We start from the raw sequence: 23,624 nt of genomic DNA, 5'->3' as shown, positions 1-23,624 counted from the left end.
TAACGCACCGCCACGGAGCCTTGCTGATGTTCGATCTTGCCGCCCTTTCCCAGCCGACAGCCGCTCCTGCCCTGCAGGCTGCGCCGTTACAGAATGGCGGAAATGCGGATGGCATCACTGCTGCCCCTGGTATTGCCTTCGATGCACTCCTTGCCATGCAGTTCACCCCGGCAGAACCGGCAGACGCGCCCTTGCCGGAAAGCGGCAAGATCTTGCCGGATGCGGCAAAGCTGCTCGCCGCCTTGCCGCAAGTGCGCCCGGCCGATGTGCCGGTGAAAACTCAGCCCGCAACGCCGCGGACCGATGCCGAGTACGCCGAAGACGACTTCCGGGATGTACCGGAACTGCCGGACGCCGCTCTGCCAGACGCGGCCCTTATCGCTGCGCTCTTCGCCGCGCCGGATCGCCTGGTGCCGGCCGAGGGTACCGGTGCCCGCCCTTCAACTGAACTCCCTCGCGCAACCGTTGCCTCGGCGGCGCCAGCACCGACTGCACCCCAATCCCCCGCTCAGACAGCAATTGCGCTGGCCCGCACTGCACAGATCGAACTGACGACAGAGCCGGAGACGGCTACTGCCCCGGTCCAGCCCGAAGCGGTCGCAGCCACGCCGACCGCGCAGATCATGGCCGCACGTCAGGTTCGCCAGAACAAGTCAACGGGCGCAGAAGGTGAAACTTCCGAAGCATCGGCGCAGCCTGCCTTGGTTGCCGGTGCGAAGCCACTTATGGACAGCGAACGGGCCGAAACACCGCGCGTCGAAGCGACCAGTACCACGAGCCTGCTCGCGGACCGTTCCCTCCCAACGCCAGACAACACTGCCCCTTCGCCGGTCCGCCACGAAGCCCACATTGAACGCGTCGATTTCGCCGCGCTGGTCGACAATCTGGCCCGCGCTCGCGAGGAAGCCTCACCGCGTGCCGTGACCGCGTCGATCAACCACGCCGAGTTCGGCCGGGTCACCCTGCGCTTCGACCAGGGCGAGGATCGCGGCATGTCGGTGGCGATGACCAGCGCCGATCCCGGCTTTGCGCGCGCGGTCAGCGCCACTGCCGAAGCAGCGCGCACCTCCGGCGAAAGCGCCGGCCAGAACCATCAGCCGCAAGCCGATCCGCGCACGCAGGGCGGCCAGGGCGAAAGCCAGCGCCAGCAGCCGCGCCAGGCCGAGCAGGCTCCGACCCGCCCATTCTCCGGCAATGGCACTTCGTCCCGCGAGGAAGAAGCGCCCCGCCGCCGCAGCGACGATCGCGGCATCTACGCCTGATCCTGATCCCCATTTCCTGAGAGAACCCCGATGAGCGACAAGAGCGACAAGGAAGACAAGCCCAAGAAGAAGAAGGGCGGTGGCATGATCATCAAGATCGTCGGCGCTGTCGCACTGCTGGGCGTCGGCGCGGGCGGCGTGTTCGGACTGGTTGCTGCCGGCATCATCGGCGGCGGCACGCATGAAGTCGTCAAGGTGGACAACAATCCCAAGCTGGTGCGCAAGGGAGAGGAAGACCCCTATGCGCCGGTCGCCAAGGAAGGTGAAGGCGAAGGCGGGGCAGGCGAAACCGATGGTGAAGGCGGCAGCGAATTCCGCACTGTCTATTACAACTTCGCCGAGGACTTCACCTCGAACCTCAAGAATACCGATGCGCTGCTGCAGGTGAACATCTCGGCCTCCACTCGCCGCGACTATCGCGTGGTGCTGTGGATGAAGAAGCACGAGCTGGCAATCCGCTCGGCGCTGCTCATCGCCATTGCCGATACGCCCGAGGAAGAGGTCATCAGCCCGGAAGGCAAGGCACGCCTGCAGAAGCGCCTGACTGCCGCGATCAACAAGGTCCTCACCGAGAACGAAGGCTTTGGCGGCGTCGACAACGTCTACTTCAAGACCTTCATCGTTCAGTAATTCTGGCATCGTCCAGCAAGCCGGAAAGCTCCAGCGCCCCATGAAACCAGAACGCGCCTTCATCGCCGAACGTGCCATTGCCCGGCACGATCCGGCCCTGCTGCGCCCCGGTCCCAGTGCCGCGGAACTGATCCCGGCGCTCACCCGGATGAGCGAACGCCTGGCCAAGGCGGTGCGCGGGGCGCTCGTCCCCCTTCTCGGCGGAGCCGAACCGCAGATCAATCCGATGAAGCCGATGGACACGGACTTTGCCGATTTCTGCTCGGAAATCCCGCGACTTGCCGCCAACAGCCTGATGCACATCGGCAGCGCCCCCTTCATGGTCACCGTCGAAGGCGAAAACGTGCTGCGCCTGGTCGACCGCGCTTTTGGCGGTCCCGGCGATACCCCTTCGTCGCTGCCGAAGGAATTCCCGCTTTCTGCCGAGCTGATGATCGGCCGGATCGAACAGCTCGTCGCCTCTGCGCTCACCGTCGCATTGGGCGGCAGTGGCGGTCCAATCCGTGCGGTGCGGCGCGATGCCAGCCTTGCCCAGCTTCAGGCGATGCCCGATGCGACCAGGGTTGCCGGACTGACGCTGAACGTCGTCGAGCAGGGACGGATGCCCTGGGCCATCTCGATTGCCTTCCCGCACGATACGCTTGGCCTGATGTTCGCCCACGGCGATGCCAAGCGCCCCACCAAGCCCCGGCGCGGTCCGGCGCAGCCGACCGACGCCCCCTTTGCCGACCTGCCGGTCGAGCTTGCGGCGGTGCTGGTCGACATGCGGCTCCCGCTCGCGGTCGTCTCGGGCCTGCGCATCGGACAGGTCCTGCCCGTGCCGATCGCACGCAACGTGCCGGTCAAGGTCGGCGACAAGACTTACGCCACCGGCACTATCGGCGCGCTCGAAGACCGCGTCGCCATCCAGCTCAACCAGCTTTCCTGATTTACCCGAAGAGGCCCTGACCCCATGACCTTCCAGCCCCGCGGTTTCGATTTCCTCAAGGACGTGGACGTTCGCCTGACCGTCGAACTCGGCCGCACATCGATGAAGCTGAAGGACGTGCTCGGCCTTACCGAGGAGTCCGTGGTCATGCTCGACCGCCTGACCGACGAGCTGCTTGATGTCATGGTCAACGGCAAGCTCATCGCGCGCGGCGAAGTGGTTGCACAAGGCGACCGCTTCGGCCTCAGGATCGTCGAGCTTGCCGGCAGCGAGCCCGAGGAAGCCCCTGCGGCCCCGGCGAAGAAAGCCGCCAAGGGGGATGTCGCCTGATGTTCTGGTACGTCCTCAAGCTCCTGGTGCTGCTGCCGCTGATCGGCGGCCTCGCCTGGGCCAGTCTCAAGTTCGCCAAGCGCATGGAAGGCCGCTTCATGGCGGGCAGCGCGCCCAAGTCGGTGCGCATCGTCGAGACGCAGATGCTCAGCCCCACCCTGCGGCTTGCCGTGATCGAGTTTCACGGCCGCGAGATTCTCGTTTCTGCCGGCAAGAACGGCCTCGTCCGCCTTGCCGAAGCCCCGGCGCGGCCCAGGGTGGAAGCGGAGGACGCACAGTGAAGCGCCTTTTCGCGATCCTTGTCACGACGCTGACACTGCTGCCGCATTACGCGATGGCACAGGCTGCCGGCCCCGCCCCGGCCCAGCAACCGGCCGCAATCTCAGGCGCGCTTGACCGCGCCTTCGGGCAAATGGCAGGCGCACAGAGCGGCGGCTCGCTGTCGCTGTCGTTGCAGCTGCTGCTCATCATGGGCCTGCTGACGATCCTGCCGTCGCTGATCCTGATGATGACCAGCTTCACCCGCGTGCTGGTTGTCCTGTCGATCCTGCGCCAGGCCATGGGCCTGCAGCAATCGCCGCCCAATCAGGTGCTGATCGGCCTGTCGCTGTTCCTCTCGCTGTTCATCATGGGCCCGACGCTCGACAAGGTGAACGCCAACGCCATCCAGCCCTATTCCGCCGGGCAAATCGGTGCCGAGCAGGCCTTCGTTGCCGGCGGGCGCGAATTTCACGCCTTCATGATCCGCCAGACCCGCGAAACCGACCTGCGCATGTTCTCGGAAATGGCACGGGCGCCCAAGTTCGCGACTCCGGCCGACGTGCCCTATTCGATCCTGCTCCCGGCCTACGTGACGAGCGAACTCAAGACAGCCTTCCAGATCGGGTTCATGCTGTTCCTGCCCTTCCTTGTGATCGACCTCGTCGTCTCCTCGGTGCTGATGAGCCTGGGCATGATGATGATGAGCCCGACGATTGTCTCGCTCCCGTTCAAGCTGCTGCTGTTCGTCCTCGTCGATGGCTGGGCGCTGCTGATGGGCAGCCTTGCGGCCAGCTTCGGGTAAGGGCGATGGAAGACACTGCCTCCCTCCTCGCGCTGGCTGACCGGATGCTGTGGATCACCGCACTGGTGGCCGCGCCGATCCTCATTGCTTCGCTCGCCGTCGGCCTCGTCGTCGGCGTGATTCAGGCGGCAACTTCGGTCAACGAACAGACGCTGACCTTTGTACCCAAGCTTGCCGTCACCGCACTCGTGCTTGTGCTGTTCGGTTCGGCCATGCTCGGGCTGGTTGGAGATTTCACCAAGGAAATCTTTGACCAGATCGCCATGACCGGAAAAGGCTGATGCTGTGCTGCAGCTGAACTTCGGCTTTGGCGCGCTGGAAGCGGACTTCTGGCGCTGGCTGTTCGTGATGACACGCATTGCCGCCGCCATGTTTGCAGCGCCGCTGTTCGGCACCGGCACCGTGCCTTACCAGATCCGCATCGTCGCCTCGGGCGCGATCGCGATGCTGGTGTGCGGCTGGACCCCGGTTGAAGCGCCGACCGCGCTGCTTTCGATCAATGGCCTGCTCAGCGCGGCCAACGAAGTCCTGATCGGCCTTGCCATGGGTTTTGCCCTGCAGCTTTCCTTTGCCGCGCCTACGCTTGCCGCCGAAGTGATCGGCGGCGGCATGGGCATGTCCATTGCCACCACGGCCGACCCGGTCAGCGGCGCGCACTCCCCGGCGATGGGCCAGTACTTCGCCGTCGTTCTCACCGTGATCTTCCTCGGCACCGGCGCGCACCTCAACTGGATCGCTCTGCTGGTCGACAGCTACCGCACCTTCCCGCCCGGCACGTCGTGGCTGGCGGCCAACCGCATCGACCTGATCGGCCAGTTCGCCACGCAGATGTTCGTAACCGCGATCCTCATCGCCTTGCCCGTCACGTTGATCCTGCTGCTGGTTCAGGTGACCACCGGCATCATCAGCCGCTCGGCCCCTAGCCTGAACCTGTTCTCGCTCGGCCTGCCCGCAGGCGTGCTTGCCGGCCTTGCCGCCATGATCGCCGCCGCCCCGATGCTGACCGACGTGATGGTCGAGATCTCCGCCACCGCCGTCGCCAATGCCGGCGCGCTGGTCCTGAAGTAGGAGGCGGGGATGGCCGAGCAGGAAGGCGAAAAGACCTTTGCCCCGACAGAGAAGCGCAAGAAGGATGCCGCCAGGAATGGCGATGTCTTGCGCTCGAAGGACCTGGCAACCGCCGTCGGCGTGCTGGTAGGCGCGGTTTGGTTGAAGTTCGCGGGGCCGTGGATGATGGACGCCCTGCAGGACACGCTGCGCGCCTCGTTTACGCTCGATCGCGCGGCTATCGAGGACTTCGCCCCGGCAAAGCTGCTGACGGGCGCAATGGTTGCCGTCCTGCCGCCGGTTTTCCTGCTCGGCCTGATGGTGCTGGCCGCTTCGGTCTTTTCACAGATCGGCCTGTCCGACGGGCGCTGGATCCCTGCCAATCTCGCGCCCAAGGCTTCGCGCATCAATCCACTGTCGGGCCTGAAGCGCATGTTCGGCCCGCAAGGCTGGATCGAACTGGCCAAGGGCCTCGCCAAGCTCGTACTGCTTGGCTCGATTGCATACTTCTGGGCGTCAGGGCGCATCGCGGCGATCGTCGGCCTCGGCCAAGGCAGCATCCACGGCCAGCTTGTCACCGCGTGGGATACGATCACCTCGCTTGCCTTCGCGCTTGCGTCCGGGCTGATCGTGATCGCCCTGATCGACTTCCCGATCCAATGGGTCCGCCGCTTCCTGCGTCTTCGCATGACACTGCAGGAAGTGAAGGACGAGCACAAGGAAGCCGAAGGCTCGCCCGAGAAGAAGGCCGCCATCCGCAACAAGCAGCGTCAGCTGGCGATGGGGGCGATGCAGCAGGCGATGCAGAAGGCGCAGTTCGTCATCACCAACCCGACGCACTTCTCGGTCGCCATGGTCTACGACCCTGAACTTGCCCCCGCGCCAGTCGTGCTGGCCAAGGGACGTGGCGAAAAGGCGCTGGCCATGCGCGAGCTGGCAGCAGAACTCGGCGTTCCTACGCTCGAACTGCCGCCGCTTGCCCGTTCCGTCTACTTCACCACGCGCGAAAACCAGATGATCCGCGAGGATCTTTATGCCGCCGTCGCGTCGGTCCTGGCCTTCGTGCTCTCGCTCAAGCGGGGCGATCAGGTGCAACTGCCCGCCATCGACTTGCCGATCCACATGCGGTTCGACGCAGATGGCCGCCCCGAAGCGGTGATCGACCTTAAGACCGCATCAAGGCAGCCGTCCTAACAACCATGGCAACGACCACATCCTCCACGGCATCCACGTCCGCCACGGCGCAGATCGTCTCGGCGCTGGGCGCGGGTAGTGGCATCAACACCGCACAGCTTGCCGAACAGCTGGCGGCTGCGCAGTTCGCAACACGGATCGATCAGCTCTCGGCAAAGACCGAGAAGCTCGAAGCCCAGATCTCCAGCGCGTCGAACCTCAAGTCCCTTATCAGCACGCTCTCGTCATCGATCGGCACACTGATCCGCACCGGCGATCTGGCGGTAAAGCCCTCGATCTCGAACACCAGCGTCGCTACGGTCAGCAAGGGCACGCTGAGCGGCAGCGGCACCTACAGCCTTGAAGTGACTTCGCTTGCCAATGCGCAAAAGCTGGTGATGCCGGCCTACGCCTCTTCGACCTCGCCCGTGGGCGAAGGCACGTTGACGCTGCGCTTCGGCACCGTTTCGGGCGGTGCGTTCACTGCAGATGCCGCGCAGGATGCCGTTGACATCAACGTCCCTGCCGGAGCGACGCTTGCCGATGTAGCCACCGCCATCAACGCTTCGGGCGCTGGCGTATCGGCCTATGTCGCCAACGGTTCTGCAGGCGCGCAACTGGTGGTCAAGGGCAAGGAAGGCGCGAACAGCGGCTTTGTCATCGAGGCAACCCCTGCGGTCGGCGGCGAAGCGCTGTCGGATCTTGCGTGGACACCTGCGACGAACACCACCCAGCTCAAATCAACCGCAACCGATGCTGCCTATCTGCTCGACGGTGTTGCCTATACGGGCACGAGCAACACGATCAATGACGCGCTCCCCGGCCTCAACCTCAAGCTGACGGCAACGAACGTCGGCAATACGGCAACGATCAGCTTCAGCGATCCATCGTCGGGCATTGCCACGGCGATGAGCGACCTGAAAGATGCGCTCAATGAAGTTGCCTCGCAGCTTAACCAGGCCATGAACAAGGACACGGGCGAGCTGAACAACGACCCCGGCGCCCGCGCACTGCGCAACGCGCTGATGTCGCTCGCCGGTCAGAAGATCATGGTCAATGCCGCACCCGGCGCTCCATCAACCCTGGCGGACCTGGGTCTCAAGACCGAGCGTGACGGCACTTTCAGCCTTGATACGGCTCGCCTGAACCAGACGCTCAAGAATTCCCCCCAGGAAGCCGGAGCGATGTGGACGACCGGCATTTTCGGCGTTTTCGCGGCGATCGACAAGATCGCGCGCAATGCCAATTCAACGACCGGAATCTCGCTGGGCAGTTCGGTCACGCGCAACACAGCCCTGCAGAAAACGCTGGCAGACCGGTCCGCCACCCTCGCCGAAAAGCAGGAGACGTTGCGCCAGCAGCTCGTCACCCGTTTTGCCGCCATGGACACGCGCGTCAGCGGTTCGCAATCCACCCTGTCCTTCCTGAAGGCCCAGATCGAAGCCTGGAACGCATCGAGCAACAACTGATATGCTGCACCATCGAAAAGACCCGACCGAAGCCTATCGCCGCGTTGATTTCGACGCCCGTGTTCGCGGGGCCGATTCACGCCAGCTGGTGGACTTGTGCCTCGAACAGGTCATCGGCTCGGTCGGCCGCGCCGTCCATGCGCAGGAGCGGGGCGACAACGCCGCGAAGAGCGCTGCGCTGACCCGTGCAATCTCCGCTCTTACCGCGCTGCAGATGGGCGTGGACCTCGCCAATCCAACCGCCGGCGCGCTGATCCAGCTGTATCAATCGGCCCGCAATGCGATCCTCGATTGCGTGACGCGTTTCGATGCGCGCACGCTGCAGGCCATCCGACAGGATTTCACCGAAATCCGCGAGGCCATGCTGCGCAGCATCCCGGCCTGATACCGGTTCTCGGCCGCTAGCCGTCAGGAAAAGGCCCGGAACCTTGACGGTTCCGGGCCTTCCTCACCTGCGCGGACGGGGACGGACCGCGCAGGATCTCCAGGACATGGTTCCTACCCGATGTTGCAGGCTGCGATCAGCGCCTCGCCCAGACCATCGAGGTCAAGCTCGCTCTCGGCCGCGCCGGCATCGATGGCGGCAGCCGGGGCTTCGGCGACCAGCGCCGACTGACGCGCCTGGGCAAAAGTCTTGCACCCGTTATCGCGCATCAGCTTCAGGCCCTTGGCGCCGTCGGCGCCCATGCCGGTCAGTATCGCGCCTGCCGCCGGGACTGAACCGCGCGCGATCGAACCGTAAAGCAGATTGGCCGAAGGCCGCATGCCATCCACCGGGTCACGATCGATCAGGCGCAACTTCGCCGGAGTGCCCGGCTCTATCACCACGTGACGTTCGGGGTCATATGCAATGTGGATGGTGCCCTGCGTCAGGGGCGTGGCGTCCTTGGCCGCCTTGACGCTGCACTTCAGCTCGCCGTCCATGCGCTTGATGAACGTCTCGACAATGCCTGGCTCGGCGTTGAGGGCAATCACCGTGGGAGGGCACTTTTCGGGAAAATAGGAAAGCAGCTGGGTCAGGGCGTCGATGCCGCCCATCGAAGCGGACAGCGCAAGAAGGTGTCCGTTCCATTCGAAGTGCGCTTCAGCCTGCTTGTGTTCGCGTGGCGCCTTGCGGTCCTTCACGTTGCTGTTTGCCGCCGCCAGCACGATCTTGCCGAGCTTGCCCACGGTCTTGCTGAACTGTTCGGGCGTTGCCTTGAGCGGCTTGGGAAAGCACTCGACCGCACCCAGTTCATATGCCTTCAGCGACGTCTCGGTTCCGGCTTGGGTCAAGCTGGAAAGCATGACCACCGGCAAGGGGTTGGAGCCCATGATCTCTTCCAGGAACTCGATGCCGCTCATGCCGGGCATCTCGACGTCGAGCGTCACCACGTTGGGTCGCAGTTCCTTGATCTGTTCACGCGCTTCGGCCGCATTTGCCGCCGCGCCGATCACGGTCACGTTCTTGGACTGATCGAGGATGTCGGAAAACAGAGCCCGCATTGCTGCGGAATCATCGACTACAAGAACACGGGCTTCGTGCATTTCAAGAGAAACCTTCCAAGGCGCTGTTTCGCCTCGGTTCGTTCTACGCGCGAAGCACCATCAATTCATGTTCCGGCCCTTACGTATCTCACCGTAGGCCCGGCGAAAGCCCGCCTTTTCCCTCGTGCTCTATTCCGGAAGACCAGTTGCCGCGTCGGGTCTCCCCGGTCGGCCCAACCGAGCCGGAGGAAGAGCATCTCCATGACATCGATCACCCTGCCAGAGCGCTGCGACCGCGCCGCTGCCGAAGCCTTGTTGCCCGAAATGCTGGCAGCGCTGGGATCCGGCCCGCTCGAGATCGATGCGCGCGAGTGCCGGCAGATCGGACAGGCCATGCTGCAACTGCTGGTGAGCGCCCGCCAGACGGGTGACGGCGCGGTGATTCTCCCTTCCGATGCCCTGAGCGAAGCCGCCGCGCTGACCGGGCTCGCTGACGAACTCTTCTCGGGAGTGCTGGCATGACCGCCGACGAAATCCAGGCGATCTTCTTTGCCGAATGCGAAGAATCGCTGGCCGCAGCCGAACAGGGTCTCGCCGCTTGCCGCGAAGGCACCCAGGACAGCGATACCGTCAACGCCGTGTTCCGCGGAGTCCATTCGATCAAGGGCGGCGCGGGGGCGTTCGGCTACGTCGCGCTGCAGGGCTTCACCCATACCTTCGAAACGCTGCTGTCCGATGTGCGCGACGGCACCGTGCCGATTACCGGCCCGCTCACCGACCTTCTCCTGCGTGCGCTCGATACGCTGAGCGATCATGTGACTGCCGCGCGCGATGGTACCGAGCCCCCCGAGGACGGCGCGCTCCAGGCTGAACTTACCGCAGCAATGGCTGCCAATGCCGGTGTCGCCCCTGCCGCAGCTCCGGCGCCAGCCCCGCAGCCCGAGCCGGCAGTCGCCGTCGAGCCGATTGCCGTCGAAGCATCAAGCGACGACGGCTACGATTTCGACTTCGATCTCGATGCCCTGCTTGACGACATTTCAGGCGAAATCACGCCAGAAGCCGCGCCTGCCCCTGATATCGAAACGACGCAGGAACGCTGGCACATGCGCCTTCGCCCCCACAGCGGCGCGATGCGCAATGGCAGCGAGCCGCTGCTGATGTTGCGCGAAATGGCGGCTCTGGGCGGCCGGTGCGAAGTCTGCGACGTTTCCTCGGTCCCACCACTCGATTCCTTCGATCCCAGCCGCGGCTACCTCGGCTGGGCGTTCAGCTTTCCCTCAAACGTTGCCGAAGCCAGCATCCGCGACATCTTCGACTTCGTCGGCGATGATTGCTCGCTGGCGTTCGGAGCCGACGCGGAGATGCCGCCGGTGCAGATAGCCGAGTCTGCGCCGCCGTCACCTGCGGCACCGCAGACCCCGGCTCCCGTCGCCGTCGAGGCACCGGCGCCTGCCCCCGTTTCAAGCGCTCCCGCCGCTGCCGAGGATGCTACGCCATCGCGCGCCGCCGCCTCGAGCAGTTCGGCACCGCCCGCGCCCCCCGCTCCGGGTCAGTCCATCCGCATCGAACTTGGCAAGCTCGACAAGCTTATCGATGCTGTCGGCGAGCTTGTGATCGCGCAAGCCATGATGGCGCAGCGCCTTGCCGGACAAGGCCTCGCTGTTGCCGAGGAGATGGCGATGATCGAGGGCCTGACCCGCGACATCCAGGAATCGGCCATGTCGATCCGTGCGCAACCGATCGGCTCGGTCTTCAGCCGCGTGCCGCGCATCCTGCGTGAACTGTCGTCCACCACGGGCAAGCATGTCCGCCTGGAAGTATCGGGCGAAAGCACCGAACTCGACAAGACCGTGATCGAGCGTCTGGGCGAACCTTTGACCCACCTCATCCGCAACGCCGTGGACCATGGCATCGAACCGGCCGACGAGCGTATCGCTGCGGGGAAGGCGGCCGAGGGCACGCTGACCCTTTCGGCCGAGCATCGTTCCGGCCGGATTCTCATCCGCATTGGCGACGACGGCAAGGGCATCGATCGCGAGCGCGTCTTTGCCAAGGCCGTCGAAAAGGGCCTGATCGCACCCGATGCCATCCTGTCCAAGGAAGAGATCGATCTGCTGATCTTCGCCCCTGGTTTCTCAACCGCACAGCAGGTCTCGAACATTTCGGGTCGCGGGGTCGGAATGGACGTGGTCCGCCAGAACGTCAAGGATCTGGGCGGGCGCATCACGATTGATTCCGAACCGGGCAAGGGCACGACATTTACCCTGACCCTGCCGCTCACCCTGGCCATCTCGGACGGCATGGTCGTCAACGTCGGCGACCAGACGCTGGTCGTGCCGCTCGCCAACGTTGTCGAAAGCCTTCGCCCGGAACCGCATGAAGTGCAAGGCCTTGGCGCCAGCCGCAGCATGATCAACGTGCGCGGCAGGTTCATTCCCGTCATCTCGCTGGCCCATTCGGTCGGCGCGGCGCAAGCCGTCAGCGACCCGCGCGAGGCCGTGCTGATCGTGGTCGAAACCGAAGGCGCAGGCCGAGCCGCGCTGATGGTCGATGCCATCTGCGACCAGCGCCAGGTCGTGATCAAGAGCCTAGACACCCATTACCGGTCTGTCGAGGGCGTCGCCGGGGCAACCATCCTGGGTGATGGCCGGGTTGCCCTTATCATTGACGTGGACGGGCTGGTCTCGCGCAGCCTTTCATCGGCCTCCTCCGCTGCCATGGCCGAAGCCGCATGAGCCTGATGGATGTTCTTGACGCGAGCATGCCGGGGGTCAGCCCTGGAGTGTTCGACGAGGCCGATTTCCGCGCTATCTCGGAGATCGCCCATGCGGAAGCCGGCATCGTGCTGCCGCCGGGCAAGGCCATGCTGGTCTATTCCCGCCTTGCGCCGCTGGTGCGCGATTCCGGATGCGTCACGTTCGGGGCCTATGTCCTGCGCATCCGCGAAAACCTTGCCGAACGGCAGAAGGCCATCTGCGCGCTGACCACGAACCACACCTTCTTCTATCGCGAGGCACATCACTTCGAGCATTTCGCCAGCGATGTCCGGCCTGAATACGTCGATCGACTCCAGCGCGGCGGCAAGGTCCGCCTGTGGTCAGCAGGCTGTTCGAGCGGTGAGGAGACCTGGTCGTTGCTGATGACGCTACTGGGCGAAGACTCCGGGGCTGGCCACGCCATTGCCCGACGGGATCTGCGGCTGCTCGCCAGCGACATCGCCAGCCACGCGCTCGCCAAGGCCCGTGCCGCGACATACCGCGCCGAAGATCTCAAGCCTGTTCCCGAAGCCCTCCGCCGTGCCTGGACGCGCACAGCGGGCGATGAATGCACGATCGATCCGGCGGTGCAGCAGATCGCGCGCTTCCGGTCACTGAACCTGCTTGGTGACTGGCCGATGCAGGGGCAGTTCGACACCATTTTCTGCCGCAACGTGATGATCTATTTCGACGGCCCGACCAAGGAACGTCTGGTCGCCCGTTTCGCCGAAAAGCTCGCGCCCGGCGGCTGGCTGTACATCGGTCATTCCGAGCGGGTTACCGGCCCGGCTCTCGACCAACTCTCCACCATGGGACCAACCATCTACCGCAAGAGGGCTGCATGACAATTCGCGTCGTCATCGTCGAGGATTCGCCCACCATGCGCGCGATCCTGATGAACCGGCTCGGCAAGGAGCCCGATATCGAAGTCGTCGCCGCCGCTGCGAATGCCGCCGAAGGCCGGCAGATGATCCGTGAACTGGACCCGGACGTGGTCACGCTCGACATCGAGATGCCCGGCATGAACGGCCTCGATTTCCTCGCCAAGATCATGGAACTGCGCCCGACCCCGGTGATCATCGTGTCCGGCTCGACGCAGGAAGGCAACGAGATGACCGCCCGCGCGCTCGCGCTCGGCGCCGTCGATTGCTATGCCAAGTCGGGTGGCGGGCACGGGCTGGACGACGCAGGCCGGCTTGCCGGCATGATCCGTGAAGCCGCGAAAGTGCAATTCACCGCGCGCGCCCCACAAACGCGCCGCGTCGCCAGCGAAGCGCGCGGATTGCTGGCGGATCGCCCTGCCCTGATCGCCATCGGTTCTTCGACCGGCGGCGTCGAAGCGCTGCAGACCGTGCTTTCGGGTTTCCCGGCCGACTGCCCGCCCACGCTGATCGTCCAGCACATCAACGCGCGCTTTGCCCCCGCCGTCGCGCGCACGCTGGACCAGTCCTGCCCGCCGCGCATCGTCGTCGCCGAACCCGACATGCCGCTCAAGGATGGCCACGTCTATCTCGCCCCCGGCGATGATCGCCACCTCTCGCTCGGCGGCTCCTCGACCTTGCACTGCAAGCTGCGTGCCGGAGCCCCGGTCTCGGGCCACCTGCCGAGCGTCGACGTATTGTTCGAATCCGTGGCGAAGACTGTCGGCTCTCGGGCAGTTGGCATTCTGTTGACCGGCATGGGTGCCGACGGAGCGCAGGGCCTTCTCGCCATGGCGCAGAGCGGCGCGCGCACCATTGCCCAGGACGAGGCAACCTGCACCGTGTTCGGCATGCCCCGCGCTGCCATCCATCTCGGCGCTGCCCGGATTGTCGCCCCCCTCGGTGCAATCGCGCGCCACGCTTTCAGCAAGGCGGCCTGAAATGAGCTTCGAAACCCCCATTCCCGGCGCGCCGCCGCTCGAACGGGTAACGGTCATGCAGGGCCAGGCGCTGGCAAGCGGCAGCCCCTCTATCGAGTACTCGACCGTGCTGGGGTCTTGCGTGGCCACCTGCCTCTATGATCCGGAGGCGCGGATCGGCGGCATGAACCACTTCCTGCTGTCCGAGCCGCCCGCCAACGCTACAGGCACCAAGGTCGACGAGCACTACGGCGTCTACCTCATGGAGCTGCTGGTCAACGAGATGCTCGCCCGAGGCGCCCGCAAGGGCAACCTCAAGGCGCACCTCTATGGCGGCGCGAACGTCAATCGCAACATGATGCGCATCGGCTCGATGAACGCCGATTTCGCGCGCGAATTCCTCCGTCGTGAAGGCATTGCGCTCCTGCGTGAGGACCTGGGCGGCACCCAGGCGCGCCGCGTCGATTTCCGCCCGGCATCGGGCCAGGTCCGCCACCGCACTGTGGAAGACCGGTTCGCGCCACCCGTCCAGCCCACCCCGCGCCCGGCACTTGCTCGTGGCGATGTCGAACTGTTCTGATCGTCGAGAAGCGAGTCCCATCCATGAGCAACACTACCCGGATCCTTACCGTAGACGACAGCCCCTCCATGCGGGCGCTCCTCAACCATGCCCTTTCGGGGCACGGTTTCGACGTATCGCAGGCCGAGGACGGCATGGCCGCGCTCGACTGGCTGGCCATGAACGAGGTCGATGTGGTCATTACCGACATCAACATGCCGCGGCTTGACGGCTTCGGCCTCATCGAGCGCCTGCGCGAGGGCAGCCGCCACCGCGATCGCCCGATCCTCGTGCTGACGACCGAAAGCTCGGACGAGAAGAAGGCTCGCGCCCGCGCGGCCGGTGCGACTGGCTGGATCGTCAAGCCGTTCGACCCGGAAAAGCTCGTCGCCGCCGTCCGCCGCGTCTCCCACTGAACCCTGCTGGAAGGAACCAGACATGTTGCGTGAACTGATCACCTTCGAGGTTGAAGGCCAGGTCTTCGGCCTCGACATCATGGCCATCCGCGAAATCCGCGCCTGGTCGCCCACCACGCGCCTGCCGCGCGTGCCGCACTATGTCGCAGGCGTCGTGAACCTGCGCGGCACGGTCCTTCCGGTTGTGGACCTCGCCGCCCGACTCGGCTGGCGCGCCACCGAAGCAACGCCCCGTCACGCGATCATCGTTACCCAGCAGGGCGCACAGATCTCAGGCTGGATCGTCGATTCGGTCAGCGACATCGTGACCATCGACAGCGAAGCGCTCCAGCCGCCGCCGCCGACCACGGCAGGCGATACGGTGGTGCCCTTCCTTGAAGGCCTCGCCGCGATCGAGGACCGCATGGTCATGGTCCTGAACCTCGCCGCCCTTTCCGATGGCGCCCAGATCGCCGAAGCAGCCTGACCCAAGGGAGGGCAAAGGCCCATGGCACAAGCCACCCATCGCCAGATTGCGGTCGTCCTTGATGAGCTGGCCGAAGAAGTCGAAGCACTTGGCTCCGCCCTGTGCGACGACATGAGCGTGGCCATCAACCACATGGACAAGCTCCAGGCGATCGACCTTATCGCGCAGAAGCAGCGCACGCTCGCTCGTCTCCTGCTGGCTGATCGCCCTGCTGACGCGATAGAACGCATCGCGATCGACGTCCTGCGTGACCGGATGCGCCTTTCGGGCTGATTCCAACCGACACATGGCTTTGGTCGGCCCGCGCATGTCGTTGGTCGAGCCTGTCGCGTCAGCCCTGCAGAGTTGCGCCATCGGCGGGGCATGAAGTTTCTATCGAAACAAATCCCGCTGCTGTGCGGTTGCGCCATGCTTGCCCTTGCCATGCCGGTGCGCGCCGCAGAGGAAGCCCCCGAAACTGCCCCTCCCGCCGCCCAGACGACCGGCAGCCGCAGCACGTTCACGCCCAAGGACTTCGAACGCTTCGCCCCGCGCAATGCCCTGGACATGCTGCGCCAGGTTCCGGGCTTCACCATCCGCGAAGGCGAGGAAGCGCGAGGCCTCGGCCAGGCCAGCGGCAACGTGCTGGTCAACTCCAAGCGCCTGTCATCCAAGTCGGACGATATCTGGACCCAGCTTTCGCGCATCCCGGCCTCCACCGTCGAGCGTATCGAACTGGTCGATGGCGCCAAGCTCGACATCCCCGGCCTCACGGGACAGGTCGCCAATGTCGTTGCCCGCTCCTCCAGCTTTTCCGGCCAGTTCCGCTACAGCCCGGAATACCGCGCACACTATGCAGACCCGCGCTACACCAACGGCGAAGTGTCGGTATCGGGCCGCCAGGGGCCGGTCGAATACACAATCAGCCTCACCAACAACGCCAATCGCGGCGCAGCCGGTGGGCCGACGATCATCACCGACCGCAACGGCGCGGTGATCCAGACCCGCGAGGACGTCGTCAAGGCCAACCGCGATGATCCCAAGCTCGCTGTGCGCCTGACCATCGACGGCCCCGGCTCGTCCATCGCCAACCTCAACGGCTCGTTCCAGCGCGTGCCCCGCCGGTTCACCGAACACTCGGTACGTACCAATGTCGATGGCTCGACCGTGGTGCGCGACCTGATTGACAAATCCTCCGCCCGCAATTGGGAAATCGGCGGCGATTACGAGTTCGCGCTTGGGCCCGGCCGCCTCAAGCTGATCGGCCTCAACCGCGAGGAGCACGAGCCCTACAGCCAGCAGGTCGTGACCACGTTTGGTGACGGCTCGCCCGCTGTGGGTGACCGGTTCGCCCAGACCGGCGACAGCAGCGAGCGCATCGTTCGCAGCGAATATTCCTGGAAGATGCTGGGCGGAGACTGGCAACTCGCGGGAGAAGGCGCGTTCAATTCGCTGCGCAACGTCGCCAGCCTTGCCGAACTCGATGACACCGGCCAGTTCGTGGAGATCCCCTTCCCCGAAGGCACCGGCGGCGTGAAAGAAGACCGCTATGATGCCAGCCTCTCATTCAGCCGCCCGCTTTCCAGCACCCTGACCTTGCAGCTGATCGCCGGCGCCGAGAAATCGACGCTGATGCAGACTGGCGCGACAGGCCCCAACGGCAACCTCAGCCGCTCGTTCTTCCGGCCCAAGGGCTCGCTCTCGCTGGGCTGGAAGGCCGCAAAAAGCCTCGATGTCTCGTTCAAGATCAAGCGCTCGGTCGGCCAGCTTTCGTTCTACGACTTCCTTGCCCGCCGCTTCCTCGATGATGGCAATGCCAACAGCGGCAACGCTGATCTCGTGCCGCAGCAGGACTGGTCGGCCGAACTCGAACTCAATCGCACCTTCGGCAAGCTGGGCTCGACCAAGCTGCGCCTCGTCGGCCGCAATGTGCAGGATTACGTGACCGTGATCCCGATCGGCACGAACGGCGAATCCATCGGCAACGTCGGATCGGCGCAGGAACGGCAGATTGTCAGCAACACCACGCTGCAGTTCGATCCGCTTGGCTGGAAAGGCGCGCGGCTCGATTTCAACGTCGAGCTGACCTTCACCAAGCTGCGCGATCCGTTCGATCCCGCCAACCACATCCCCTATGGCGGCATCACCGACCGCTACTGGGAGCTGAACTTCCGCCAGGACTTCCAAGGTACGGACTGGGCGGCAGGCGCATCCTACGAATACAACCACCAGTCGCTCTACCACCGCCGCTTCGAGCGTGGTCGCGCCTATGAAGGACCGGTGTTTGCCGGAGTCTACATCGAGCACAAGAACGTCATGGGCCTGACGGTGAAAGCGAGCGCCAACAACCTGCTCAACGGCCGCCAGCGCTGGGACCGCGAGGTCTTCGCCGGCCCCCGCCCCAATTCGCCCATCGCCTTCGTCGAGACCCGCGATCGCCTGATCGGCCCGATCTTCACCCTGACGGTGAAGGGGAGCATCTGAGATTCCTATTTATCTATAAGGCATTGACTGCCAACCTCAGACGATGACCGAGCAAGCCTCTCCCGCCAGCCGAATAGACGCCCGCATCGCCGAGCTTGCCGACTGGCGCGGCGAGATGCTCGCTCGAGTGCGGGAGCTTATCCATCGCGCCGACCCGGGCGTGATCGAAAGCGTGAAGTGGGCAAAACCCACGAATCCCGCAGGCGTGCCGACTTGGGAGCATGGCGGCGTGATCTGCACCGGCGAGGTCTACAAGGCCTACGTGAAGCTGACTTTCGTCCACGGCGCCGCGCTGCCCGATCCTGATCGCCTGTTCAATGCCAGCCTGACCGGCGGCACGCGCCGTGCCATCGATCTGCGCGAGGGCGATGCGCTTGATGGCGAGGCCTTCGTCGCACTGATTCGTGCGGCGGTGGCGTTCAATCTGGCAAAGGAGCCGGCGCGCAAGCGCTAGGCGAGTTTCCAATAGGTCGCGTAGCGCTGGTGGGCGATCCTGAAGTACGGCAACAGCCGGATAGCCGAGCCATCCGCCGCCGGCAGTTCGAACTCCAGCGGTTTGGCCCTGCTGCGGATCGCTTTCGCCAGATCTTGAGCCTCGCCAGCCAGGTGCGGGACCTTCACCGGTGCATCGTTGTAGGCACCATAGAGCCGCTCGTTGACCACGATGTCGCTACCCTGCAGAACCGGGTCCAGCGCTCCGGCAAGCACCAGCGGCCCATGCTTGAACGCCACGATGTCGTCCGCTGCCGGCAGGGCCTGGGCGGTCGTTTCCATCTTCAGTTGCAAAGCAACCGTGTCACCGTTGCGCCATGTCCTGCGCACCGCGAGAAAATGCCCGGGTTCGTTTGACGTCTCGACTTCTGCCCCGTTGACCAGAACGCGGGCCGTCCGGCTCCAGCTGGGGTGACGCAGGTTCAGCGTCGCCTCGAACGGCCGGGCGCACTTCCACCGCAGCAAGGTCTCTGCCCTTTCCGGGAAAGCGGTCTCCTGCGCGAGTTCCGCACCCATGCCGCGCCAGCGCACAGCGGAAGGGATGAACAGATTGACCCAGAGCGCGGCCGCGTCGTGGAAATAGATGGAATCCCGATACTTTACGTGGTTCTCCATGCCTGTTCCGGTGCAGCACCAGAACGAATCCTCGGGCGTGTGGTACAACTTCATGTAGCCCGGCCTTGCGCCCTGGAAGTACGTCGCCATGCCGCTGTCAGGGTCCTGCGAGGCGAGGATGCCGTTGTACAGCGCCCCTTCGTAATAGTCGGCGTACTCCGCCTTGGGTTCAGCCATGAACAGGGCGCGCGTGAGCTTGAGCATGTTGTGCTGGCAGCAGGTCTCCGAACCCTTGGCGGAAAAGACGTGTGCCGCGCCATCTGCGATGGGAAAGAAATGTTCGTTGTCGCCATGTCCCCCGGTGGCGAAGGCCCGCGGCCCGGTGACGGTCTGCCAGAAAAACTGCGCGGCGCGGTGATACTCCGGCGCGCCCGTCACTTCATGAACCCTCTGGAATCCCACGATCTTGGGCACTTGTGTATTGGCATGCAGCCCGTCGAGATGATCGCGGCGTTCTGCCAGCGGACGCAGGATGGCCTTGTGAGAGAAGCGCAGGGCAAGCGTCCGATACTCCGCCTTGCCGGTCATCGCGAAGAGATCGGCATAGATCTCGTTCATGCCGCCATGCTCGGTATCCAGCATCGCTTCGAACGCTTCGTCGGAAAGGTCCCGCGTCGCGATCACGCCCCAGTCCGCGAGCCGCAGCAGCACGTCCCTCGCCCTGTCGCTGTCCGCCAGTTGCGCCGCGTCGCGCAGGCCGGCGTAGACCTTGTGCAGCGTGTACCACGGAACCCCGGTGATCTTCTCTCCGCGCAGATGCGCGACCACCAGCGCCGCACCTTTGGGAAAGGCGCAGACGAGGCCTGAACCCGAAGCTTTCTGGCACGCCGCAAGCTCGCTGGCGATGTATTCGATGCGGTTGCGATATTCGGCTTTGCCAGTGGCGCGCCAGGCAAGTGCGCAGGCGGAAAGGTAATGGCCGAGGGTGTGACCGTGGCAATTGATGTCCTCCCAGGTCTTCTCGGACTCCCATCCGCCATAGACCGGCGCGCGCGGCTCGAGCCCCGCATTCCTGCGGAAATTGTGCAGCATCCGGTCAGGCGACAGCCGCAGGAGGTAGGCCTCGGTCATGCGCTGGGCATGGAGAAACGGACTCTCGGCCAGCGTTATGTCAGACATGTCGAAAGGCTGGACCCGGTTCATGGCCTGTGTCTGCCCCGGTTTTGCAGCTGCCGCGAACGCGCTGACATCATGCGAGAACAGGCCAAGTGCGCTTGCTCCCTGAAGAAACGAGCGCCGGGTCGCACCAAGGCCGAGGGGGATTACAGTCATGCCTGCCACTTGCAAGAGTTCGGAATTAGTCAGACTAACTGCCAAGAGCGGACTTGTCACTACTGTGGTCAAGCACGCAGCATGCCGCATGTCCTTGACCCTGCGTCGCTCCCCGCGCAAAGCTTCCACGCATGTGGCAGCTACATCAATTTCCCCTGTGTCCGTTCAGCCGCAAGGTGCGCCTTCTCCTCAGCGAGAAGGGCGTGGCCTATGATCTCGTGCGGGAGAACCCGTGGGAGCGGACCGAGGCGTTCGGGAAGCTGAGCCCCGCCTATCGCACTCCGGCAATCCAGAACCCTGAACGCGGCGTGGTTCTGGCCGACAGCCGCGCGATCTGCGAGTATTTCGAAGAGACCGTCGACAAGACGCCGATGATCAACGGCACGGCGGTGAACCGCGCGGAGATCCGCCGTCTGGTGGCCCTGTTCGACGAGAATTTCTATGCCGACGTCACGTTGCCGTTGCTGGAAGAGCGGATGAAGAAGCGGCTGGTCTATCGCAGCCCGCCAGACAGCAAGCGGTTGCGCGATTCAATGCGGCTGGCCGATGAGCACTTGTATTATATCGATTATCTGATCGACAACCGGCCCTGGCTGGCAGGCTCGACGATGAGCCTTGCCGATCTTGCCGCCGCCGCGCAGATCTCGGTGGCCGACTATCTCGGCGGGATCGACTGGTCGGGGCACGAGCAGGCGCGCGGGTGGTATTCGGTGTTCAAGAGCCGCCCCAGCTTCCGCCCGCTCCTGGCCGAACGCATGGACGTGATCCAGCCACCGAGCCACTATGCCGACGTGAACGCCTGACGAAACCGGGGTTTTCCAACTCACCCCTGACTCACCCCCAACTCCCGGGGGCAAAGCGGCAACTCTCGCGAACTCCCCCGCAACTCCGGGGCGCAAGGTCACAACCCGTGGTAGTCCTTGTACCACTTCACGAAGTTGGGCACCCCGACCTCGATGCTCGTCGTCGGACGATAGCCAAGGTCGCCTGAAATCGCATCGATGTCGGCGAAGGACTGGCGGACGTCGCCGGGCTGCATCGGCATCAGATTCATCTCGGCCTTGCGCCCCAGCTGCTCCTCCAGAATCGCGATGACCTTCATCAGGTGCTCGGACTTGTGGTTGCCGATGTTGTAGAGGCGGTGGGGCTTCTCGCTGCCCCCGGCCTTGACCGAACCGTCGTCCGGCGGCGGGTTGTCGAGGCAGGCGATGACGCCGCTGACGATGTCGTCAACATAAGTGAAATCGCGGTACATGTCGCCGTGGTTGAAGACGTTGATCGGCTCGCCCGCCAGAATTGCCTTTGTAAACAGCCACATCATCATGTCGGGGCGGCCCCATGGGCCATAGACGGTGAAGAAGCGCAGGCCTGTCAGCGGCAGGCGGTAGAGGTGGGCGTAGGTCTCGCTCATCAGTTCGTCCGCCTTCTTGGTGGCGGCGTAGAGCGAGAGCGGGTGATCAACGCGGTCGTCCACCGAGAAGGGAAGCTTTGTATTTCCACCATAAACCGAGGAGGAACTGGCATAGACCATGTGCTCCGCGCCGCGATGGCGGGCGACTTCGAGAAGGTTGAGGTGGCCGACGAGGTTGGACTGCACATAGGCGTGCGGATTCTCGATCGAATAGCGCACCCCGGCCTGCGCGCCGAGGTGGACGATGCGTTCGAACTGCTTGCCTTCCAGCGCGGCGACAAGGCCTGCGTGATCGCTGAAGTCATTGCGACAGAACGAGAAACGCGAACCGCCCTGCTCCACCAGCCGGGCGAGGCGCGCTTCCTTGAGGCTGACGTCGTAATAATCGTTGACGATGTCGACGCCGACGACCTCGTCTCCCCGCGCGAGCAGGCGGGTGATGAGCGAATAGCCGATGAAGCCGGCGGCTCCGGTAACGAGGACTTTCACGTTGGCTTCACTTTCGAATCAAGCAGTTGATCCCCCGCGCAGGCGGGGGCCTCAGTCGGTTTATGCTGGCGTTCCGTCAGAACACCGAGGTCCCCGCCTTCGCGGGGACGCAGGGTAAAGGGATAAATTAGAGTTTCCAGTCGGCGCGGTCACCCAGCACGCCCTTGAGGTCCGCCAATGTGCCGCCCGGCGCCACCAGTGACGCGATGCGGTCTGCTCCTGCGGCAAGGTAGTACTTGTGCGGCACGGCGAGGAAGACGAGGTCGAAGGTCTGATCGAAGGCGTCGCCCGCCAGCTCTATGCCGTATTCGAGCATGGCCTCGGCGTTGTCGGCATGGGGATCATGGACGGCGACCTTGTGGCCGAGCGCTTGGAGTTCGGCGACGACATCGGCGACCTTGGAATTTCGCAGGTCCGGCACGTTTTCCTTGAACGTCAGGCCAAGGACGAGGACCGTGCCCGGCTTGCCGCCGCGCTGGGCATGGAGTTGCTGCGCGACCCATTGCGCCATGCCATCGTTCACCCCGCGCCCGGCGAGAATCACCTGGGGATCGTGGCCGAGGGCTTCGGCGCGGGCCGAGAGGTAATAGGGATCGACGCCAATGCAGTGCCCGCCGACCAGGCCGGGGGTGAAGGGCAGGAAGTTCCACTTGGTGCCGGCGGCGGCGAGCACGTCCCAGACCGAGAGGTCCATCTTCGAGAAGATCTGGGTGATCTCGTTCATGAAGGCGATGTTGATATCGCGCTGGGCATTCTCGATCACCTTGGCGGCTTCGGCAGCCTTGATCGAAGCGGCGCGGAACACGCCGCCAGACGTGATCGCGCCATAGAGATCGGCCACGCGATCGAGCACTTCGGGCGTCTGGCCGGAGACGACCTTGGTGATGCGCTCGATGGTATGTTCGCGATCACCGGGGTTGATGCGTTCCGGGCTGTAGCCGAGGAAGAAGTCCTGACCGCACTTGAGGCCGGAAACTTCCTCGAGAATCGGACCGCAGATGTCTTCGGTTACACCCGGATAGACGGTGCTTTCGAACACGACGACAGGCGCGCGCCCTTCCTTGACGGCAGCGGGCAGCATCTTGCCGACCGTCCGCGAGGCGGATTCGACAAGGCGCAGGTCGGGTCGATTCTGGTTGTCGATGGGCGTTGGCACGGTGACGATGTAGAAGTCGCTCGGCGGGCAGACCCCGGCATCGCAAGTGAGGCCAAGGCTCGACATCGAAAGCAGCGCCGGCTCGATCTCGCGTGTGCGGTCATGCCCTTCGGACAATTCCGAAATGCGCTGGACGTCGATGTCGAAGCCGGTGACGAAGAACTTCTTGGCGAGCGCGACAGCCAGCGGCAGGCCGACGTAACCAAGGCCGAGCACGGTGACGCGGGTAGTCGCCGAAACCAGCGGATCGAGGCCCCGAGGGTGACCGGGAACTGGAGCAGGAGCAAGCGTCGGGAACTGGACTGTCACGGGACAGGCGG

26 protein-coding genes are annotated in these 23,624 nt (G+C 64.5%); 22 read left to right on the top strand and 4 right to left on the bottom strand.

Features of this window, described 5'->3' with window-relative positions; all coding sequences use genetic code 11:
• Positions 1-26 precede the first annotated feature (26 nt).
• From AC3WLM_RS11020 to AC3WLM_RS10970, 11 genes are read left to right on the top strand one after another with little or no spacing between them, the layout of a single operon-like run.
• The gene (locus AC3WLM_RS11020) at positions 27-1,262 is read left to right on the top strand and encodes a phosphotransferase (protein ID WP_492477376.1); all 1,236 of its coding nucleotides are present in this window, start codon (positions 27-29) and stop codon (positions 1,260-1,262) included.
• A 30-nt stretch (positions 1,263-1,292) separates the two neighbouring features.
• Positions 1,293-1,892 (top strand): flagellar basal body-associated FliL family protein, encoded by a 600-nt coding sequence (locus AC3WLM_RS11015; protein WP_039336187.1) that lies wholly within the window; start codon positions 1,293-1,295, stop codon positions 1,890-1,892.
• Positions 1,893-1,932: 40 nt separating this feature from the next.
• The gene (locus AC3WLM_RS11010; protein WP_062345857.1) at positions 1,933-2,820 is read left to right on the top strand and encodes a FliM/FliN family flagellar motor switch protein; all 888 of its coding nucleotides are present in this window, start codon (positions 1,933-1,935) and stop codon (positions 2,818-2,820) included.
• 24 nt (positions 2,821-2,844) lie between these two features.
• Positions 2,845-3,150 carry a flagellar motor switch protein FliN gene (fliN, locus tag AC3WLM_RS11005; RefSeq protein ID WP_039336191.1) on the top strand — a complete coding sequence of 102 codons (306 nt, stop codon included), beginning with the start codon at positions 2,845-2,847 and terminating at the stop codon, positions 3,148-3,150.
• Complete coding sequence (locus AC3WLM_RS11000; RefSeq protein ID WP_039336193.1) at positions 3,150-3,431, top strand: flagellar biosynthetic protein FliO; 282 nt, start codon at positions 3,150-3,152, stop codon at positions 3,429-3,431. Before fliN ends, AC3WLM_RS11000 begins: the two co-directional genes overlap by 1 nt.
• 53 nt (positions 3,432-3,484) lie before the next feature.
• A complete protein-coding gene (fliP, locus tag AC3WLM_RS10995; RefSeq protein ID WP_052242576.1) occupies positions 3,485-4,213 on the top strand; it encodes a flagellar type III secretion system pore protein FliP in 729 nt (242 codons plus the stop codon).
• Between the two features lie 5 nt (positions 4,214-4,218).
• A complete protein-coding gene (locus AC3WLM_RS10990) occupies positions 4,219-4,494 on the top strand; it encodes a flagellar biosynthetic protein FliQ (RefSeq protein ID WP_039336195.1) in 276 nt (91 codons plus the stop codon).
• Between the two features lie 4 nt (positions 4,495-4,498).
• On the top strand, positions 4,499-5,281 hold the full coding sequence (gene fliR / locus AC3WLM_RS10985; protein WP_062345860.1) for a flagellar biosynthetic protein FliR: 783 nt from the start codon (positions 4,499-4,501) through the stop codon (positions 5,279-5,281).
• Between the two features lie 9 nt (positions 5,282-5,290).
• Complete coding sequence (locus tag AC3WLM_RS10980) at positions 5,291-6,454, top strand: EscU/YscU/HrcU family type III secretion system export apparatus switch protein (RefSeq protein ID WP_492477375.1); 1,164 nt, start codon at positions 5,291-5,293, stop codon at positions 6,452-6,454.
• 5 nt (positions 6,455-6,459) lie between these two features.
• Positions 6,460-7,902, top strand: coding sequence for a flagellar filament capping protein FliD (gene fliD, locus AC3WLM_RS10975; protein ID WP_492477374.1), 1,443 nt, complete (start codon positions 6,460-6,462; stop codon positions 7,900-7,902).
• Position 7,903: 1 nt separating this feature from the next.
• Positions 7,904-8,287 carry a flagellar export chaperone FliS gene (locus tag AC3WLM_RS10970; protein WP_039336200.1) on the top strand — a complete coding sequence of 128 codons (384 nt, stop codon included), beginning with the start codon at positions 7,904-7,906 and terminating at the stop codon, positions 8,285-8,287.
• A 113-nt stretch (positions 8,288-8,400) separates the two neighbouring features.
• Here the strand turns inward: AC3WLM_RS10970 and AC3WLM_RS10965 are convergent, their stop codons facing one another.
• A complete protein-coding gene (locus AC3WLM_RS10965) occupies positions 8,401-9,429 on the bottom strand; it encodes a chemotaxis protein CheB (RefSeq protein ID WP_492477373.1) in 1,029 nt (342 codons plus the stop codon).
• A 201-nt stretch (positions 9,430-9,630) separates the two neighbouring features.
• On the opposite strand from AC3WLM_RS10965, the gene AC3WLM_RS10960 reads away from it, so the two are divergent.
• The 10 genes from AC3WLM_RS10960 (at position 9,631) to AC3WLM_RS10915 (ending at position 18,323) form a co-directional block, all read left to right on the top strand.
• The gene (locus AC3WLM_RS10960; protein ID WP_052242570.1) at positions 9,631-9,891 is read left to right on the top strand and encodes an STAS domain-containing protein; all 261 of its coding nucleotides are present in this window, start codon (positions 9,631-9,633) and stop codon (positions 9,889-9,891) included.
• Positions 9,888-12,104: a chemotaxis protein CheA gene (locus AC3WLM_RS10955; protein ID WP_492477372.1), complete on the top strand. Its 2,217-nt coding sequence runs from the start codon at positions 9,888-9,890 to the stop codon at positions 12,102-12,104. Before AC3WLM_RS10960 ends, AC3WLM_RS10955 begins: the two co-directional genes overlap by 4 nt.
• Entirely contained in the window at positions 12,101-12,970 is an 870-nt protein-coding gene (locus AC3WLM_RS10950) for a CheR family methyltransferase (protein ID WP_039336206.1), read from the top strand. The genes AC3WLM_RS10955 and AC3WLM_RS10950 overlap by 4 nt, the downstream gene beginning before the upstream one ends.
• Positions 12,967-13,986 carry a protein-glutamate methylesterase/protein-glutamine glutaminase gene (locus tag AC3WLM_RS10945; RefSeq protein ID WP_062345870.1) on the top strand — a complete coding sequence of 340 codons (1,020 nt, stop codon included), beginning with the start codon at positions 12,967-12,969 and terminating at the stop codon, positions 13,984-13,986. The genes AC3WLM_RS10950 and AC3WLM_RS10945 overlap by 4 nt, the downstream gene beginning before the upstream one ends.
• A gap of 1 nt (position 13,987) precedes the next feature.
• The gene (locus AC3WLM_RS10940; RefSeq protein WP_052242571.1) at positions 13,988-14,545 is read left to right on the top strand and encodes a chemotaxis protein CheD; all 558 of its coding nucleotides are present in this window, start codon (positions 13,988-13,990) and stop codon (positions 14,543-14,545) included.
• Between the two features lie 23 nt (positions 14,546-14,568).
• The gene (locus AC3WLM_RS10935) at positions 14,569-14,940 is read left to right on the top strand and encodes a response regulator (protein WP_082013426.1); all 372 of its coding nucleotides are present in this window, start codon (positions 14,569-14,571) and stop codon (positions 14,938-14,940) included.
• A 22-nt stretch (positions 14,941-14,962) separates the two neighbouring features.
• The gene (locus AC3WLM_RS10930; protein WP_039336209.1) at positions 14,963-15,406 is read left to right on the top strand and encodes a chemotaxis protein CheW; all 444 of its coding nucleotides are present in this window, start codon (positions 14,963-14,965) and stop codon (positions 15,404-15,406) included.
• 21 nt (positions 15,407-15,427) lie between these two features.
• Positions 15,428-15,679: a hypothetical protein gene (locus AC3WLM_RS10925; RefSeq protein ID WP_039336211.1), complete on the top strand. Its 252-nt coding sequence runs from the start codon at positions 15,428-15,430 to the stop codon at positions 15,677-15,679.
• Between the two features lie 90 nt (positions 15,680-15,769).
• Positions 15,770-17,869 carry a TonB-dependent receptor plug domain-containing protein gene (locus AC3WLM_RS10920; protein ID WP_492477371.1) on the top strand — a complete coding sequence of 700 codons (2,100 nt, stop codon included), beginning with the start codon at positions 15,770-15,772 and terminating at the stop codon, positions 17,867-17,869.
• A 43-nt stretch (positions 17,870-17,912) separates the two neighbouring features.
• Positions 17,913-18,323, top strand: coding sequence for a DUF1801 domain-containing protein (locus AC3WLM_RS10915; protein WP_492477370.1), 411 nt, complete (start codon positions 17,913-17,915; stop codon positions 18,321-18,323).
• On the opposite strand, the gene AC3WLM_RS10910 is transcribed toward AC3WLM_RS10915, so the two are convergent.
• A complete protein-coding gene (locus AC3WLM_RS10910) occupies positions 18,320-20,248 on the bottom strand; it encodes a beta-L-arabinofuranosidase domain-containing protein (RefSeq protein WP_492477369.1) in 1,929 nt (642 codons plus the stop codon). The two genes, AC3WLM_RS10915 and AC3WLM_RS10910, sit on opposite strands and share 4 nt — an antisense overlap.
• A 131-nt stretch (positions 20,249-20,379) precedes the next feature.
• Here AC3WLM_RS10910 and AC3WLM_RS10905 point away from each other — a divergent pair, with 131 nt between their 5' ends.
• Positions 20,380-21,051 carry a glutathione S-transferase family protein gene (locus AC3WLM_RS10905; RefSeq protein WP_039336219.1) on the top strand — a complete coding sequence of 224 codons (672 nt, stop codon included), beginning with the start codon at positions 20,380-20,382 and terminating at the stop codon, positions 21,049-21,051.
• A gap of 98 nt (positions 21,052-21,149) precedes the next feature.
• On the opposite strand, the gene AC3WLM_RS10900 is transcribed toward AC3WLM_RS10905, so the two are convergent.
• Complete coding sequence (locus AC3WLM_RS10900; protein WP_492477368.1) at positions 21,150-22,148, bottom strand: GDP-mannose 4,6-dehydratase; 999 nt, start codon at positions 22,146-22,148, stop codon at positions 21,150-21,152.
• A 127-nt stretch (positions 22,149-22,275) separates the two neighbouring features.
• Positions 22,276-23,613: a nucleotide sugar dehydrogenase gene (locus AC3WLM_RS10895; RefSeq protein WP_492477367.1), complete on the bottom strand. Its 1,338-nt coding sequence runs from the start codon at positions 23,611-23,613 to the stop codon at positions 22,276-22,278.
• Positions 23,614-23,624: the final 11 nt, after the last annotated feature.

This window comes from Novosphingobium sp. FW305-C-30-35 (assembly GCF_058783135.1).
This window is presented reverse-complemented; position numbering and strand designations above follow the sequence as displayed.